The organism is Coprococcus sp. TM115-187 (genome assembly GCF_027679115.1).
Classification (GTDB): Bacteria; Bacillota; Clostridia; order Lachnospirales; family Lachnospiraceae; genus Allocoprococcus; species Allocoprococcus comes.
The window spans coordinates 23212-40127 of sequence record NZ_JAQEKS010000013.1 but is presented as its reverse complement, the minus strand read 5'-3'; the positions used below and the strand labels follow the sequence as shown (position 1 = coordinate 40127).

General features: G+C 45.4%; 21 protein-coding genes. 1 reads left to right on the top strand and 20 read right to left on the bottom strand.

The genetic code is table 11. The features are described from left to right. Positions 1 to 9: 9 nt before the first annotated feature. From PGW42_RS10080 to PGW42_RS10050, 7 genes are read right to left on the bottom strand one after another with little or no spacing between them, the layout of a single operon-like run. Positions 10 to 585 carry a hypothetical protein gene (locus PGW42_RS10080; RefSeq protein WP_117558631.1) on the bottom strand — a complete coding sequence of 192 codons (576 nt, stop codon included), beginning with the start codon at positions 583 to 585 and terminating at the stop codon, positions 10 to 12. A 12-nt stretch (positions 586 to 597) separates the two neighbouring features. Beyond that, a complete protein-coding gene (locus PGW42_RS10075; RefSeq protein ID WP_270203533.1) occupies positions 598 to 1377 on the bottom strand; it encodes an SDR family NAD(P)-dependent oxidoreductase in 780 nt (259 codons plus the stop codon). Positions 1378 to 1401: 24 nt separating this feature from the next. Beyond that, positions 1402 to 3453 (bottom strand): YgiQ family radical SAM protein, encoded by a 2052-nt coding sequence (locus PGW42_RS10070; protein ID WP_270203532.1) that lies wholly within the window; start codon positions 3451 to 3453, stop codon positions 1402 to 1404. Further along, complete coding sequence (locus PGW42_RS10065) at positions 3453 to 4121, bottom strand: HAD family hydrolase (protein WP_270203531.1); 669 nt, start codon at positions 4119 to 4121, stop codon at positions 3453 to 3455. Before PGW42_RS10065 ends, PGW42_RS10070 begins: the two co-directional genes overlap by 1 nt. Further along, the gene (locus PGW42_RS10060; protein WP_270203530.1) at positions 4115 to 4819 is read right to left on the bottom strand and encodes a pseudouridine synthase; all 705 of its coding nucleotides are present in this window, start codon (positions 4817 to 4819) and stop codon (positions 4115 to 4117) included. Before PGW42_RS10060 ends, PGW42_RS10065 begins: the two co-directional genes overlap by 7 nt. Beyond that, complete coding sequence (locus PGW42_RS10055) at positions 4816 to 6201, bottom strand: RsmF rRNA methyltransferase first C-terminal domain-containing protein (protein WP_117834778.1); 1386 nt, start codon at positions 6199 to 6201, stop codon at positions 4816 to 4818. Before PGW42_RS10055 ends, PGW42_RS10060 begins: the two co-directional genes overlap by 4 nt. 38 nt (positions 6202 to 6239) lie before the next feature. Beyond that, positions 6240 to 7058 carry a M23 family metallopeptidase gene (locus PGW42_RS10050; protein ID WP_270203529.1) on the bottom strand — a complete coding sequence of 273 codons (819 nt, stop codon included), beginning with the start codon at positions 7056 to 7058 and terminating at the stop codon, positions 6240 to 6242. A gap of 119 nt (positions 7059 to 7177) precedes the next feature. Between PGW42_RS10050 and PGW42_RS10045 the strand changes: the two genes are divergently transcribed. Beyond that, positions 7178 to 8116, top strand: a complete 939-nt coding sequence (locus PGW42_RS10045; protein ID WP_270203528.1) for a transporter — start codon at positions 7178 to 7180, stop codon at positions 8114 to 8116. A gap of 5 nt (positions 8117 to 8121) precedes the next feature. On the opposite strand, the gene PGW42_RS10040 is transcribed toward PGW42_RS10045, so the two are convergent. The 13 genes from PGW42_RS10040 to rimM form a co-directional block, all read right to left on the bottom strand. Further along, positions 8122 to 8733, bottom strand: a complete 612-nt coding sequence (locus tag PGW42_RS10040) for a hypothetical protein (protein ID WP_008370579.1) — start codon at positions 8731 to 8733, stop codon at positions 8122 to 8124. Between the two features lie 29 nt (positions 8734 to 8762). Beyond that, entirely contained in the window at positions 8763 to 9242 is a 480-nt protein-coding gene (gene coaD, locus PGW42_RS10035; RefSeq protein WP_195502716.1) for a pantetheine-phosphate adenylyltransferase, read from the bottom strand. A gap of 4 nt (positions 9243 to 9246) precedes the next feature. Further along, the gene (rsmD, locus tag PGW42_RS10030) at positions 9247 to 9822 is read right to left on the bottom strand and encodes a 16S rRNA (guanine(966)-N(2))-methyltransferase RsmD (RefSeq protein ID WP_270203543.1); all 576 of its coding nucleotides are present in this window, start codon (positions 9820 to 9822) and stop codon (positions 9247 to 9249) included. Between the two features lie 155 nt (positions 9823 to 9977). After that, positions 9978 to 10877 carry a mechanosensitive ion channel family protein gene (locus tag PGW42_RS10025; protein WP_117558641.1) on the bottom strand — a complete coding sequence of 300 codons (900 nt, stop codon included), beginning with the start codon at positions 10875 to 10877 and terminating at the stop codon, positions 9978 to 9980. A gap of 3 nt (positions 10878 to 10880) precedes the next feature. Beyond that, entirely contained in the window at positions 10881 to 11738 is an 858-nt protein-coding gene (gene pgeF, locus PGW42_RS10020) for a peptidoglycan editing factor PgeF (protein WP_117824360.1), read from the bottom strand. 61 nt (positions 11739 to 11799) lie between these two features. Next, entirely contained in the window at positions 11800 to 12177 is a 378-nt protein-coding gene (locus PGW42_RS10015) for a YraN family protein (RefSeq protein ID WP_022220621.1), read from the bottom strand. 41 nt (positions 12178 to 12218) lie between these two features. Next, a complete protein-coding gene (locus PGW42_RS10010) occupies positions 12219 to 12980 on the bottom strand; it encodes a ribonuclease HII (RefSeq protein ID WP_270203527.1) in 762 nt (253 codons plus the stop codon). Next, positions 12973 to 13548: a signal peptidase I gene (lepB, locus tag PGW42_RS10005; RefSeq protein WP_008370589.1), complete on the bottom strand. Its 576-nt coding sequence runs from the start codon at positions 13546 to 13548 to the stop codon at positions 12973 to 12975. Before lepB (PGW42_RS10005) ends, PGW42_RS10010 begins: the two co-directional genes overlap by 8 nt. Further along, complete coding sequence (ylqF, locus tag PGW42_RS10000; RefSeq protein ID WP_270203526.1) at positions 13541 to 14398, bottom strand: ribosome biogenesis GTPase YlqF; 858 nt, start codon at positions 14396 to 14398, stop codon at positions 13541 to 13543. The genes lepB (PGW42_RS10005) and ylqF overlap by 8 nt, the downstream gene beginning before the upstream one ends. 14 nt (positions 14399 to 14412) lie before the next feature. Next, entirely contained in the window at positions 14413 to 15006 is a 594-nt protein-coding gene (lepB, locus tag PGW42_RS09995; RefSeq protein ID WP_118199170.1) for a signal peptidase I, read from the bottom strand. A 68-nt stretch (positions 15007 to 15074) separates the two neighbouring features. Then, entirely contained in the window at positions 15075 to 15422 is a 348-nt protein-coding gene (rplS, locus tag PGW42_RS09990) for a 50S ribosomal protein L19 (protein WP_008370594.1), read from the bottom strand. A 98-nt stretch (positions 15423 to 15520) separates the two neighbouring features. Continuing rightward, the gene (gene trmD / locus PGW42_RS09985) at positions 15521 to 16291 is read right to left on the bottom strand and encodes a tRNA (guanosine(37)-N1)-methyltransferase TrmD (RefSeq protein ID WP_055157163.1); all 771 of its coding nucleotides are present in this window, start codon (positions 16289 to 16291) and stop codon (positions 15521 to 15523) included. A 24-nt stretch (positions 16292 to 16315) separates the two neighbouring features. After that, on the bottom strand, positions 16316 to 16828 hold the full coding sequence (gene rimM / locus PGW42_RS09980; protein WP_270203525.1) for a ribosome maturation factor RimM: 513 nt from the start codon (positions 16826 to 16828) through the stop codon (positions 16316 to 16318). Positions 16829 to 16916 lie beyond the last annotated feature (88 nt).

The following is a 16916-nucleotide window of genomic DNA, read 5'->3' as shown; positions in this document are numbered from 1 at the left end:
TCCTGCCTTTTACAGTGAAATGTCCAGAAGGAGTCCTTTGATCATCTCTTCGTGTTTTCTTGTATCCTGCTGTTCTACAGAAGCAATGTTGTTCATTCCCTCGGCGCGGGTCAGAAATGCTTTGTAATCATGGAAAAGCTTGACCACCACCTTGTCGAACTGGTTCTGCTTCATAATGGATTTGATATGCTTTGCGGCATAGTCCACATCCACTTTTTTCACCGGCACATAGCCACAGATCGTATTGTTGTAAATTGCAACAGCTGCTACCGGCATTGCCTTTTTCTCACTGGTGATCACAAGATCGTATGCAACGGTAAGTTCTTCAGTGACAGCCGAGATTTCAAGCTCAGTTGCCTCATCAATGGAATCATGCGGCATGACCATGATCAGATTGACCAGGATCCGGCTTGCCGGAAGACATCCGAGTACCGCTACTACAGTGAGCAGATTGAGCTTTGTCTTTGTTGTTACATAACCGGCGATCATCAGTGCGGCAACCAGTCCAAAAGAGACAACAGCTTCCAGTATCAATAATCGTTTTCTTCTGCGCAGATAACCTGCATCTCCTTTTTGTATCTTCATCGTGTTTTTCGCTTACTCCTTCGTTATTTTCTCCATCACTGACATGGCTTTTAAGATCATTCCATGCGGAAGTACTTTGGCAGCAGCTTCTGCCCCTTTCATTGCCGTGCCATATACGGAAACCTCTTTTTTGTATTTGGCATCAATGAGCGCCTGCTTTACAACCTGTACCGGATCTGCCATCACAGCCTCTTTCATGCCACCGGGCAGCTTCCCTGACACTTCAAAAAACGGAGTGTCCACAGGTCCCGGGCAGACCGCTGTGACTGAGATTCCTTTTCCCTTAAGTTCAGCTGCAAGGCTCCTTGAAAAGCTCAGTACATACGATTTTGTCGCCGCATAAACTGCGAATTTTGCCTGCGGGCAAAAAGCTGCTGCGCTTGCCAGGTTGATGATCCTGGTTCCTTTATGCATCCAGGGCAGACAGGTACAGGTCATTTCGGTCAGTCCCCGGCAGTTCAGGTCGATCATGCGGAGCTGAAGTTTCTTGTCTTCCTTTGCAATCTCCTCTACTGTCCCGGTCTTTCCGAATCCTGCTGCATTGACCAGCATACGGATATCAGGATTCTGATTCTCCAGCCGGTTTTTCACCTGCTTGTATACCAGATCCTCTTCCATGTCACCTGCAAAGATCCGGATATACGTCTTGTGGCTTTTCTTGATCTCTTCCAGCTTCTTTTCACTGCGGGCGATCACCCAGATTTCATCCAGTTCCCTGTAAAAACGTTCAATCTGTCTGACAAATTCTTTTCCCATGCCGGAGGATGCCCCGGTAACAATCGCAATCTTCATAAGCGGTTCTCCTTTCTCCTGTGACTACTTCCGTTTGTGTACATTACGGATGGATTTCTTTTTCTGCGGTCTTGACGAGGACTCGCCTCTGCCGTTTCCTGTAGATGCAGGCTTTGTATTCTTATGCCCTGCATTTGAATTTTTATAATTTCCGTTTGTCTTTCCTGGATTTTTGTTATTTCCATTCGGGTTTTTGCTCTTTCGGTCCGTACCGCCATGAGTTCCGCCATGGTTTCTTCCGCTGTATCCATTCTTCTCCTGCGTTTTTTCCGAATGAAGCTTTCTCGGACGGATCAGACATTTCTCATCGAAGCCTACCAGATCCATACGGTCTGCGATTCGCAGTGCCTCCATGACCAGATCATAATTCTTCGGATTTCGGTACTGGATCAGTGCTCTCTGCATCGCTTTTTCATGCGGGTTCTTCGGCACATACACCGGCTTCATCGTCCGCGGATCTACACCGGTATAGTACATACAAGTGGAAATCGTAGACGGTGTCGGGTAGAAATCCTGTACCTGCTCCGGCATATAACCGAGATCCCGCAGGTATTCGGCAAGCTTTACCGCTTCTTTCATAGTAGAACCCGGATGGGACGACATCAGATACGGAACCAGGTACTGTTTAAGTCCTAGCCTTTTATTGATCTCTTCGTATTTGTGGGTAAAACGTTCATAAACCGCATTTTCCGGCTTGCCCATCATCTGAAGAACCGGGTCTGCTACATGCTCCGGTGCAACTTTCAGCTGACCGCTGACATGATACTGACACAATTCTCTGAAAAACGTGTCATCCGGATCCGCCAGCAGATAGTCAAAACGGATACCGGAACGGATAAATACTTTTTTAACTCCCGGTATCTTTCTGAGATCCCTGAGAATGCTTAAGTATTCTTTATGATCTGCGATCAGATTTTTACACGGCTTTGGAAAAAGACACTGTTTGTTCGTACATGCCCCGTATTTTAACTGTTTCTTACATGCCGGCGCACGGAAGTTCGCGGTCGGTCCGCCTACATCATGAATATATCCTTTGAATTCCGGATCCTCCGGAAATGTCTTCGCTTCAGTGATCAGTGATTCCTTACTTCGTGTCTGAATGATCCTTCCCTGATGGAATGTCAGTGCACAAAAACTGCAGCCTCCAAAACATCCCCTGTTGCTGATCAGACTGAATTTGATCTCCCGGATTGCCGGAACTCCACCTGCCGTCTCATAAGATGGATGGTAGGTCCGCATGTAAGGAAGTGCGTAGACATCATCCATCTCCTGCTGGGTCAGCGGTTTTGCCGGAGGGTTCTGTACCACATACAGATGATCTGAATAGGGCTCAACCAGCCGCTTTCCGGAAAATGGATCTGTGTTGCAGTACTGTCTGTAAAAGCTTTTGGCGTACAGAAGCTTATCTTTTTTCATCTCTTCATACGGTTCCAGAATCTCTGCATCATACACACTGTCCAGATTCTTGACCTTGCAGACTGTTCCATCGATATAAGTAATGTCCTTGATATCCAGTCCGGCATCCAGTGCCTCTGCAATCTCAATGATCGAGCGTTCGCCCATTCCATAAGAAACCAGGTCTGCACCCGAATCCAGAAGAATGGAACGCTTAAGCTGGTTGGACCAGTAATCATAATGTGCAAGTCTTCTAAGACTCGCCTCGATACCACCCAGAATGATTGGTGTCTTCTTATATGTCTGACGGATCAGATTGCCGTACACAACCGCTGCATAATCCGGTCTCTTTCCCATCACTCCGCCCGGTGTATAAGAATCCTGCTGCCGTCTTTTCTTTGATACAGAATAATGGTTGACCATGGAATCCATATTTCCCGCTGACACCATAAATCCAAGCCGCGGCTCTCCAAATTCTGTAATACTTTCTTTATCCTTCCAGTCAGGCTGTGCAATGATCCCCACGCGGAAGCCATGTGCCTCTAAAAGGCGGGTGATGATCGCATGTCCAAAAGACGGGTGGTCTACATAGGCATCTCCGCTTACATAGACAAAGTCTACCTGATTCCACCCCCGTTCTTCCATCTCTTTCCTGCTGATCGGTAAAAATCCATGATTCATTATAATACCTCGTATGTCTGATTGGCAATGTCTTCATAGCTGTGAATAAAATAGTCGGCAAGTTCCCGCTTTTTCGCATCCTGTGGGCGTGAAAACCAGTCGTCCACCGCGCACACACGCATTCCTGCATTTTTCCCGGCGAGGATTCCCATCGGAACATCTTCAAATACCAGGCAGGCAGAAGGCTCTGCACCCAGCTGCCCAGCCGCCTTCAGATAAACATCCGGTGCCGGTTTCCCTTTATTCACTTCGCAGCTTGTACAGATCGTATCGAAAAGATGGGTGATCTGCCTTGCCTTTAAAAATTCTTCCACCAGTTTCCGGTCATTGCTGGTTGCGATTCCTGTCCGGATCCCTTTCTCTTTCAGCATCTCCAGAAATTCCTTTACCCCTGGCTTTAGTGTGACCTCTTTTGTATATTTATCCACAGACATATCATACCATTCTTTTTTGATCTCCTCCACAGTATGCGGAAGCTCCGGAAAAATCTTCAAAAAGTACTGCGCTGTCTCGGTATAGCTCATCCCTTCCATTGCCTCATGAAAATCTTCCGGCGGATTCAGATGATATTTTCTGATATAATCTTCATCTATCGCTGTCCACACCCACATGGAATCTACCAGAGTCCCATCCAGATCAAAAATGACAGCTTTAGTATGCTCTAACATAATTTTTTTATCTCCTCTTCGGTCAGTGACCGGTATTCTCCCTTTGTAAGTGTTTTATCCAGAGCAAGGCTTCCCATAGAAAGCCGCTTCAGATAGATTACCTCTTTGCCGACTGCATGAAACATCCGCTTCACCTGATGGAAACGTCCTTCAGTGATCGTAAGCTCGATTTCCGACTCTTCCCCACTTTTCAGGATTCGAAGATCTGCGCTTTTAACCGGCGTATCGTCTCCGATATCCACTCCATCTGCAAATGCTTTCACATCAGATTCATCTACCTTTCCCTGTACTTTCGCATAATACACCTTATCCACATGCTTTTTGGGGGAAAGCAGGCGGTGTGCCAGTTCTCCGTCATTGGTGATCAGAAGAAGTCCTTCCGTGTCCTTATCCAGACGTCCTACCGGGAACAGATCATTTCTTTTTTTATCTGTGATCAGATCCAGAACTGTCTTGTCCCGGTCATCTTTTGTTGCGGAAATAACACCTGCCGGTTTATAGAGCATATAATACTCTTTTTTAGTGTATCCAATCTGTTTTCCTTCAAGACTTACTTTCTGTGTGATCTCATCGATTTTAAGTTCCGGTTTTTTCACCGTCTCTCCATCAACCATAACACGTCCGCTGCGGATCAGTTTTTTGATTTCACTTCTGGTTCCCTGCCCCATCTCGGCAAGATATTTGTCTATGCGCATCATGCAGACTGATTCCTCCATCCAGGCAGATATTTGTTCTTCAAAGTTCCGTTCGTGACTTTTCCCCATCCAAGCGGGAAACCGTCTGTACAGACCAGATGCCAGCCTTTTGCCTTAGCCGGAATCAGATCCTCCACATCGATTGTCTCACCTTTCAGATAACGCATCAGTCGGTTATCATCAGAAGACAAGTTCAAAGTATGCGCGTACTCTTCCATTTTCAGGTTCATCGCCAGTGCCTGGCTCGGTTCAAAACGCTTTTTCTTCAGTTCGCCAAGGAGCAGTCCGCTTCTTAAAAATCTTGCGCCTTTCAGTTCCGGAAGATTCTCCGGCATATAGTACACGCGCTCTCCATGGATATCCAGTCTCCACGGCTTCAGATCCCACTTTACATCACGGAAGAATTCCTCCAGCTCTGCCGGGATTTTCTTCGCTTTCTGCTCTGCGACCGGGGAAGACGGGCAGATTGCATCCTCACTCTTTTTCAGCAGTGCGAGGTAATGTCCCTCCCCTTTCATATGATGTGGAAAAATACGGACAGTCTTAGCAAAATCCGGATCCTTTGACTTGGTTACTTCCGGCCTGCCCGGTGCAAATCCTTCATATCCTGCGATTTCCTGAATCTCGAATTCAGGATATTCACCGAGCAGATATTCAATCGTCCCCTCATTCTCCAGTGGATCAAACGTACAGGTTGAATACAACATCATGCCACCCGGCTTTAACATTCTTGCCGCCTGGGTGATAATGCTTCTCTGCAGCTTCGAGAAAAATTCCGGTCCATGTTCTTCCCAGGCGCGTACCATCTTCTTATCCTTACGGAACATCCCTTCCCCGGAACACGGCGCATCGATCAGGATCTTGTCAAAATAACCGCTGAAATAGCGTTCCAGTCGTCCAGGTTCTTCACTCATGACCAGCATATTGCCGATCCCGAAAACTTCCAGATTCTTTAAGAGTCCTCTTGCTCTGGAGCTGCTGATATCATTTGCGACCAGAACACCTTCGTTCTGAAGCTTCGCTCCAAGCTCGGTTGCCTTTCCACCGGGTGCGGCACAGACATCCAGTACCCGGTCCCCCGGTTCTACCGGAAGACGGTTCGCCGGTGTCATTGCACTCGGCTCCTGCAGGTAATAAAGTCCTGCAAAATAATACGGATGCTTCGCAGGAGATATCTTCTCTCCGTCATAGTAAAAACCGTTGTCGATCCACGGGATCGGTGTGATCTCAAACGGACAGATCTTCACAAAATCCTCCACAGAAATCTTCTCCGTATTCACACGAAGTCCGTAATATCTCGGCTCGTCATAACATTTTATATAATCCTCAAATTCATCTCCGAGGAGTGCCTTCATCTTCTCTTCAAATTCATTTGGTAAATTTATCATTCTTTCGTCCTCCATATCATTTAAGTATAGCATAGTTAGAAAGAACAGGAAAGTTTTTTCTCCCCGGCAAGTCTTAAAATCCAATAGGGATTGTAGCTGGTTTCTTTGCCGTCCGGATACAGATAAATCCCCAGATGCAGATGCGTGGCAAACATCCCTTTCGTCCCCTCCGGACCATATCCGGTATTTCCCATAAATCCAATGATATCCCCTGCCTTCACCTCGTCCCCCTCCTGATAACTTCCATAAGAGTCCAGATGTGCATAATAGAAATATGCACCGGACGGTGCGGTAATCCCGATCCTGTATCCTCCCTTTTCCAGCCAGCCTCTTGCCGATACTACCCCATCTGTCATACTCACAACCGGATAGAGACCGGGGATATCTTTCGATGCCATCAGATCACAGCCTTCATGTCCCCTTTTTCCTCTGTAGATGCGCTCTCCCATCCAGCTGTCCACAAAAGATACCTGATACTGTGGATGTTTCGGTGATTCCGGAACAGGAAAATAGCGGATATCATTCCAAAGAGCTGTACAGATCTTTTCAAAAGATTTCCACTCTTCTTTTTCCGACCATTTTTCAAACAGCTCTTTTTCGTTATCCTGTGGAAACAGGTTGTTTTCCAGAAAATAAATGGCATAAAGTCTTCCTCTTTTTTCATGATCTGTCTTCACAAGAACCTGGAAAAACGCCTCATCCATCCCAAGCTTTCTGAATTCTTCTGTGCTTCCTGTTTTTAGGTTCAATCGGTTTTTTTTAGCTTTCTCGTTGATCTGTATACTTGCTGCCACGCAAAAAATCAGCAATAAAAAAAGGAGCAGAAGCGATCTGCGTTCCAGTCTTTTTTTCAAGATTTCTCCATTTTTCTTTTATTCTATTCACACTGAATCTCTTCTATGCACATGTGCCCCGGTATATCTGTCTGCATTTTTTCATAAACTATTGCAAAAGAATACGGCAGGTATACACGATGAAAACAAAAAAACTGTCTGTGCTTTTTCTGATCGGACTTTTCCTTCTGATGCTTTTTTCCCCGGAAACCGTTGCCACAGGTGCCGCAAACGGACTGCTGCTCTGGTATAGGCAGATGCTTCCGGTGCTCTTTCCTTTTCTTCTTATAACCGGTCTTATGATCCGCACAGAGAGCATTTCCCTGATCAACCATACCCTTTCTCCGATTCTGAAGCCTTTTCTTGGCATTTCTGAAAATGCTTCTTTTTCGGTGGTCTGTGGATTTCTCTGTGGCTTTCCAGTAGGGGCAAAATCCTGCTCTGACCTGACTGATAAAGGGGAAATTTCTTCTGCTGAAGGAGAATACCTGCTTTCCTTCTGTAACAATGTCAGTCCTGCGTTTCTGATCGGGTATGTGGCAGTACAGAGCCTCAAACAGCCTGAAATGACGCAAATCTGTCTGCTTTTTCCTATCCTTGCCGCACTGTGCTGCTCCTTTTTGTTCCGCAGATGGTATCTGCCGCGGAATCCTTTTGCGGTCGTAGAAGAACAGGCTGATCCCAGACAATTTCTTCCTTTTTCCGAGGCTCTTGACGAAAGTATTCTGTCAGCATGTGATTCCATAACGAAAATCGGCGGATATATGATCGTTTTTTCAGTGCTCATTTCTTTTATGGCAAAACTTTCCTTTCAGAATTTCTTCTGGAAATTGTTGCTTCTTCCCGGAGTGGAACTGACCGGGGGAATCCGCATGCTCTGTCAGCTGGACCTTACTTCTGAACTGCGGTTTCTTCTCGTTATGGCGCACTGTTCTTTTGGAGGAGTCTGCGCGCTTTTCCAGACAAAATGCATGATCCGATCCCAGAACTGGTCTTTTCCTCGCTATATAGCAGAAAAGCTGATTACCGCAATGGTAACCAGCCTGTTCGCTTTTTGCTATATGAAATTGTTCGGATAAAGAACTTATTCTCTCTGTCCCTGGTCCGTCTGTCCGGCTTCTCCGCCGAATTCTGCTTCCAGTCCGCGTGAGGACTTATCCGGAACTTCCAGTTCTGCACGGTTGTTACGGACAACATCATAACATTCCTGAAGGGATGTTACCAGACTGTCATACTTGCTTGTGTAACTGTTCAGTGTATGACCGATGATGCTTTCAGCATTGGCAAGAAGATCATCTGTATACTGTACTGCCCCGATACGGATATCGTTAGCATCATTGGTTGCATTATCCAGAATCTGCTGTGCCTGGTCTGTTGCTGCCATAACGATCTCGTTTGCCTGTGCGTATGCCTGCTGCATGATCTCATGCTCACTTACCAGTTCACTTGTCTGTGCATGTGCTTCTTCAATCATGCTTTCTGCTTTCTGTTGTGCATCCGCAAGGATCGCATCCTTGTTCGCAATGATCTTCTGATAACGCTTGATCTCATCAGGTGTCTTCATACGAAGTTCACGGAGAAGTTCATCGATCTGGTCTTTATTCACGATAATCTTTGTAGTTGATAATGGCTGAAACTTACAGCTGTCAATGTACTCTTCAATTTCTTCAATAATCTGCTCAATACGGCTGCTCATAATTTTGCACTCTCCTTCTTGTCACAGACCTACTGTGACATCTTTTCTTTTATACTTTTGGCGACAGTCTCCGGCACGAACTGGGAAATATCCCCTCCGAAAGCTGCGACTTCTCTTACGATTGTAGAGCTAAGGTAAGAATACTTGAGATTGGTTGTAAGGAACATGGTTTCTACTTCCGGTTCAAGCTTATGATTCGTCTGTGACATCTGGATCTCATATTCAAAATCTGTGATCGCACGCAGTCCGCGAATCACAAGACGTGCCTTTTGCTGTCTTGCAAATTCTACAAGCAGCCCGTCGAAAGGCACTACTTTCACGTTGTCGAGATCTTTTGTCACTTCCTTTAACATTTTAACACGTTCTTCTACAGAAAACAACGGGGTTTTTGCTTTATTCATCAATACTCCGATTATAAGTTCGTCTACAATTTTACTGCTCCGGGTAATAATATCCAGATGTCCGAAAGTTACCGGGTCAAAGCTTCCCGGATAAATCGCTCTTATCATGAGTCTACTCCTCCACAGATATAAATACATGCATATTGGTCTTGTATTTCTTTTGTTTGATCATTAAAAAACCAAGTTCCTCCAAATAAGAAAAATCAGTCGCCAAAGATGCTTCCACGATGATCAGTGCATCCTTTTCCAGCAAGTCTGCTTTTGCAAGATAAGTAAGCACCTCTTTTTCCAGCATATGGTTGTACGGTGGATCCATAAACACATAATCGAATTTTTCTCTTCCATCCAGCCTGCGAAGTGCCGAAAATACATCCTCCCGGATTACTTCCGCCTGGTCTGCAAGCTGTGTCTTTTTCAGATTCTCCATAATGCACTGGATTGCATTCGGATTGTTTTCCACAAAAACCGCCTTTTTTACACCTCGGCTGATCGCCTCAATCCCGATTGCCCCGCTTCCGGAAAAAAGATCCAGAAATGTACAGTCGCAAAGTCCGTGTGCGATCATATTGAATAAGGTTTCTTTGGTTCTGTCGGTTGTCGGACGTGTCTCCATTCCTTTTACCGTCACAAGTGGTATTCTTCTGGCTTTCCCTGCTATGACTCTCATCTTATCGTTCTCCTGATTTATGATGTCAGAAACTACTCCATCATTTCAAAACATAGGGTGTTTTGTCTTTTAACCCTGACAACATATTATACTTATTTGTGATTATTTTGTCAATTTCCCCGCTTGTATTTTACCAGATACATTTTTTATATCTGTCTTTTTTCAGATACAAAGCTCTATTTTTCCGACTCCATGTGTGCCTGATGGACAGTGATCTGCTGATATGGAATATCAATATGATTTTCATCCAGTGTCAACTTGATATTTTCCAGCATCCGCCATCTTGTCGGCCAATACTCTTCACTTTTTACCCAGGCACGGACACCAAGCACCACTGAACTGCTCCCAAGCTCATTTACAAAGACATTATGTTCCATACTCTGGATGACGGACGGATCATTTTTTACAAGTCCCTGCAGCAGTTTCTTGGCAAGGCGCAGATCCGCTTCATATGCAATATCCACCTTCAGATCCAGCTGACGGTAATCTTTGTCCGTCACATTGGTAAGGCTTGTGTTGGCAAGTGTTCCATTCGGCACAATGATCGTCTTGTTGTCAATGGTGGCAAGCTTAGTGTAGAAGATCTGGATCTCTTTGACCGTTCCTTCATTGCCATGGCTGTCTTCTATAATATAATCCCCGACAACAAAAGGCTTCAAAAATAAAATCAGCATCCCACCGGCAAGGTTGGAAAGACTTCCCTGCAGGGCAAGACCAACTGCCACGCCTGCCGATGCAACCGTTGCTGCAATCGATGCAGATTCTACACCGAGCGAATTGATAATTGCCAGAAACAGCAGAATATGAAGTCCGTATTTCAACAGAGAATCCACAAACTGTCTTGCACCGGTATCCGAATTGGCGCGTTCCATGGATGCCCGCGTAATCTTGCGGATCCAGTTGATCACCTTATGGCAGATGATGAATATGAGCAGCGCCATCAGAATCCGGATTCCAAACGCAATCAGGTCCGGACCTTTCTCCTGAATGAATTTGTTAAATCCGGTGATTGTATCCACCGTATCCTGCACGGTCGCCTCTACCTCACTTCCTGCGGCTGTCTGTGTCAAAAGCATGTTTTATCCCTCCTTCAGTGCAATAAATGCTGCAAGATTCCCCCTCTTTCCTTTGGATGCGCGATGGGAAAATAAAAGCTCCGGGTTGCAACAGGTACACACATTAGTAACCGCCATATGTTCCGGTCTGATCCCTGCATCTGTGAGAACCAGTTCATTTGCCTTCCAGAGATCCAGCTGGAACTTTCCATTCTCCTTGGCATAGAACAGACGGTCATATTCAGACTCTCTGAAATTTGCGCGGAACATATCGATCACATCTTCACTGACTTCATAACATTCCTGACAGATGGACGGTCCCACACAGGCAAGGATATTCTTTGGATCACAATTGAATTCTTTCTGCATCTTTTCAACCGTCACCTGTCCCATCCGGTTCACGGTGCCTCTCCAGCCAGAATGGCTGGATGCTACCACCTTTTTCACCGGATCCAGAAACAGAAGCGGTACACAGTCCGCGTAAAATGTCACCAGACAGATCCCCGGTACATTTGTGATCAGTCCATCTACATCTGTGTAATCTTTTTCTCTTGTAACACCTTTGCCGGCATCTTCTCTTGTCACGATCCGTACGTTCGTCGTATGGGTCTGATGCGTGCAGACCATATGCTCCGGCTTCACGCCGATTGCAGCTGCCATTCTTCTGTAATTCTCGTCCACATGCGCGGGATCATCCCCTCTGGTATAGCTCAGGTTCATGCTTCCCAGGAAACCTTCACTCACTCCTCCAAGTCTGGTCGAAATTCCATGTTCTACAAGCCCTTCCTTTTCAAGGATCGGATATTTGAGAAATGGTACGCCAGCACTTATGCATTCGTCAAAGATATGCTCCTCGTTTTTATATTTTAATCCTATTTTCATCTGTACTCTCCCGTATTGTGATATCTGCAGGCAGCCATCTGCCTTTCCCCGGTATCATAACTCATACAATTCCAAAATCTCCGCAGTACTCAAATGCATTTTTCCGCAAAGAAATCTTATTCCCCGCGATTCCTATTACATCGAAGCGGCATGGTATCTCTGTGCAGCCGTTCTTCATCAGATAATAAACGGCCGCTCCGGACAGGCGCATCTGTTTGGGCACAGATACCGCCTCCAGAGCAGCCGAAAGCCCTCCTGTTTTGCGAAATTTCACCTCACAAAAGACCAGATATTCTCCGTCTTTTGCAACAATGTCAATCTCCGCATAACGGCAGCGGAAATTATACTCCAGTATCCGATATCCTTGCTTTTCCAGAAATTCACCTGCTATTTTTTCATATTTTGTACCGGTCCTTCGCCGGTTTTTTTCATTCTCCAATCGCCTTTTGGATCTGATCTTCTACCTGTTCTGACGGATTTTTATACGAAGTGTCCAATAAAACTTCTTCTGTGGATCGGTGTCGGTCCAAGCGTCTGAAGCGCTTTGATATGTTCTGCTGATCCATAACCTTTGTTGGACGCGAATCCATATCCCGGAAGTACCTTATCATACTCTTCCATCAGACGATCTCTTGTTACCTTTGCCACAATACTTGCTGCAGCGATGGATACGCTTTTCGCATCTCCCTTGATGATTGGAACCTGTGGAATCACAACCTTCGGAATGGTAACTGCATCATTTAAAAGCAGATCCGGCTTGACTTTCAAATTGCCAATCGCCTGACGCATGGCTTCGTAAGTTGCCTGCAGAATATTGATCTCGTCAATCCTTGCAGGGGAAGCCATCCCGAGACCTACCGCAACTGCTTTGTCCATGATCTCATCATAAAGCTCATCTCTTTTTGCTGCGGAAAGCTTCTTGGAATCATTTATATAAAGGATCTCGCACTCTTTGGGCAGGATCACGGCTCCTGCAACCACCGGACCCGCAAGTGGCCCCCTTCCCACCTCGTCAATTCCACAGATAAACGCATGGTCAGCATATTTTTCTTCGTACTGACGCATTTTCGCAAGGCGCTCTTTTTCGGCAAGCAGCTTTTCCTTCTGCTTTCTGTACTTTTCCAGAAGCTTTTGCACACCGGCTCTGTCATCCGGCGCATAGACCTTCATCAGCTGCTCCCTTTCGGCATCCTCTGCCATTTTTAAACGGCTGTCGATCTCTTTGATACTTTCTTTACTCATGCTTTATCACTCCGATTTTGTTGAACGGATAAATTCTTACCCAGGCACGCCCGATCAGCATATCACGGGTAAGTACACCCACACTTGCCACACGGCTGTCCGAGCTGTGATTCCGGTTATCTCCCAGGACAAAATATTCATCGTCTCCCAGTTTTATCGGCTCTGCTGCAATTCCCGGATCTTCCATCACCTCTGCACCATAATGTTCATCCAGCTTTTTGCCATTAATATACATATATCCATCGATCACCTGCACAGTCTCACCGGGCAGTCCGATGATACGTTTGATATAATAGGTATTCTCTGCATGCTGGTAAGGGAATACAATAATATCATATCTTTCCGGATCGCGGAAGCGGTAGCTGAGCTTATCCACGATCAGGTTATCTCCGTCTGAAAGTGTCGGCTCCATTGAATGACCGTCTACTTTTGTGCGCTGTCCGACAAAGGTGACGATCACCCATGTCAGCAGAACAATGACCAGAAGATACAGAAGAGTTCCTCCCAGTGATCTCCATATACTCTGCTCCTGCTCCGGAGCTTCTTCCTTATTGTCTTCCTTACTCATTTGTATACTCCTTTACAAATTCAAGTGTGATCCTTCCGAGTCTTCCATTTCGGAAATCATCCAGCAGCATACCAGCTGCTTTTGCGGTATCTAATTCATTTCCACGCACCAGACAATGGCGGCTCTCAGCAATTGCTTCCAATACACTGTAGCTGTTCTGCTTTTCGTTGATCGTATATTTCTCAGCAAGAACACCCGGATAAGCATCCTGCATAAAGCTGATCAGCTCCGCCGCAAGCTCTTCCAGATTCATGATCTCATCCTTGATCGACCCGATAAATGCAAGGCGCAGTCCCACCTGCTGGTCCTCAAACTTCGGCCAGAGAATTCCCGGTGTATCGAGAAGCTCTACGTTCTTGTTTAGACGGATCCATTGCTTTCCTTTGGTCACACCCGGTTTGTTACCGGTCTTTGCACAGGCTTTTCCGGCAAGTGCATTGATAAAAGTAGACTTTCCGACATTCGGGATTCCGACTACCATCGCACGGACCGGACGGTTCAGAATCCCTCTCTTACGGTCACGCTCTGTCTTTTCTTTACATGCTTCCTGGATTACTCCCTGAATAGACTTAATCCCACCGCCTTTACGGGAATTAACCTTAACTGTCGAATATCCTTTTCCACGGAAATAGCCGATCCACTCTTCTGTCTGCTTCTCATCTGCAAGATCTGCCTTATTGAGCAGGATCAGTCTTGCTTTATTCTTTCCAAGTTCATCGATGTCCGGATTCCGGCTGCTCATCGGAACTCTTGCATCAACCAGTTCGATCACAAGATCGATCAGTTTGATATTCTCCTGCATCATCCTTTTGGCCTTTGTCATATGCCCCGGATACCATTGAAAATTCATCCAGTTTCCTCCTTCTATTTACCAAGCAGTCCGAAACGGTCTTTCGGGGAAAGGATAAACCATACTTTCCCTTCAATCTCGGAACGCTTTACATTTCCAATATCAGCCATCCGGCTGTCTTCACTGCTCTCCCGGTTGTCGCCAAGGACAAAATACTCATCTCCACCGAGAACGATCTTCTCACTGGCAATACCTGCATCTGCAATTGCAGTAGTCTCATACTTTTCATCCAGCTTTCTGTTGTTGATATAAATCTCTCCATCCCTGATCTCAACACTTTCGCCCGGAAGTCCGATAATCCTTTTAATATAGGAATGAAGGTTCTCATTCCCCTTTGGTTTGAACACGATAATGTCTCCGCGCTTCGGTGTACTGGCATCATATACAATCCGGTTTACCAAAACCACATCCCCATTCCGAATCACCGGGTTCATGGACTCTCCGATATTACTGATCTGATGCCCGAAATACCACACAAACACAAATGCGCACAGGCAGACGAGCACAATTTGGAATACCCATCCAAATACTTCGGGAATCCATTTCAAATTGATATGTTTTCTATGCTTTCTGTCAAATCTGAGTTCTTTTCTTTTTCTATGTCTCATCTGTTATCATATCCTATATTAGCAAAAGGGACAAGTACCTGTCGTATTTGTCCCTCTTTAAGCATTTACTATTTTACTAATTCTTTAACTTTTGCTCTCTTACCTACACGATCTCTTAAGTAGTTCAGTTTTGCACGTCTTACTTTACCTTTACGAACAACTTCTACTTTTTCAACGTTTGGTGAGTGAAGCGGCCATGTCTTCTCAACGCCGATTCCGTTAGAGCTCTTTCTTACTGTAAATGTTTCTCTTGCTCCGCCGCCCTGTCTCTTTAATACAGTACCTTCGAATACCTGAATTCTCTCACGGTTTCCTTCTTTGATCTTACCATAAACTTTTACAGTATCTCCTACGTGGAATTCCGGAGCATTTTCTTTTAACTGAGCTGCTTCAATGTTCTTAATAATTTCGTTCATGTGTGAACCTCCTTCATATTTTGACGTTCTTAATACGCTTTTCTATCGTATCAGAGGACCATCTCTGTTTTCATCACAACGTGCTATATATTAACACATTATTCTTCATTTTTCAAGTCTTTTTCTCGATTTTCTATAATCTCTTCTGCAAGTTCTCTTTCTTTCATGGTAAGCTCTGCGTCTTCCAGAAGGTCCGGACGCCATTTTGCAGTACGGATCACTGACTGCTCTCTGCGCCATTTCTCGACATTGGCATGATGACCGGATAAAAGGATTGGTGGAACCTGCCTGTCGTGCCAGATCTCCGGTCTGGAATACTGCGGATATTCCAGGAGATTGTCCTGAAAACTCTCAAATTCGGCAGATACATCATTATGCAGAACACCCGGGATCAGGCGGGATACCGCATCCACGATCATCATTGCCGGAAGTTCACCGCCTGTCAGTACATAATCGCCGGCTGACACATAATCCGTTACGATCTCCTCCAGCACACGTTCATCGATTCCTTCGTAATGTCCGCACAAAAGCACCAGTTCGTCTTCTTTCGCAAAATCTTCTGCCATCTTCTGGTTAAACGGCTTCCCCTGCGGGGAAAGATAAATCACACGTGGTCTCTTTCCTTCCGGGAGGGCTGCTTTTTCCTGAATGGCAAGATAGGTCTGGTAAACCGGCTCTGCCTGCATCAGCATTCCTGCGCCGCCGCCATACGGATAATCATCCACACTGCTGTGCTTGTTAAATGCGTAGTCCCGGATATTCCAGGCTTCAATCTCAAGAATTTTATTCTTCACGGCTCTTCCGATAATACTGGTTTCCAGACCGTTCATCACCATCTCCGGAAAAAGCGTCATGATATCAAATCTCATATTGTTCTCCTACTATTCTGTCGCTTAAATCAGTCCGTCCATCAAATGAACAGTCATTTTCCTATTCTCAGTATCTACATCCAGAATACAGTCATGGATTGCCGGAAGAAGCACCTCTGTGTGCGCCTCTGTCGATACCACATAGACATCATTTGCACCGGTTTCCATAATATCTTCCAGGACACCGAATTTTTCACCGTCCTCAGTGTAGACATCCATGCCGATGATATCTGCAATGTAATACTCATCCTCTTCCAGTTCCACGGCATTCTCACGAGATACAAGAAGCGGCATCTTTCTGTATTTTTCAATATCATTTATGTTATCGATCCCTTTGAACTTCAGAATCACATACTGTTTAAAGAATTTTACACCTTCAATTTCAAGGGGAATCTGTTCTTTTCCTGTATCAAGAACCACATCTTTCAGAGCACGGAAGCGGTTTGGATCATCCGTTGTCGGAAATACTTTGACTTCACCTTTGATTCCGTGGGTAGATGTGATCACGCCAACTTGCAGGTAATCATTTTGTTGCATACTTTGTCCTTTCTTAACATAAGATAAACTTTACAACGAAAAAGTCTGTTTTAGTCTTTTGAAGCGACTTTTTCTCCATCCCCAGATA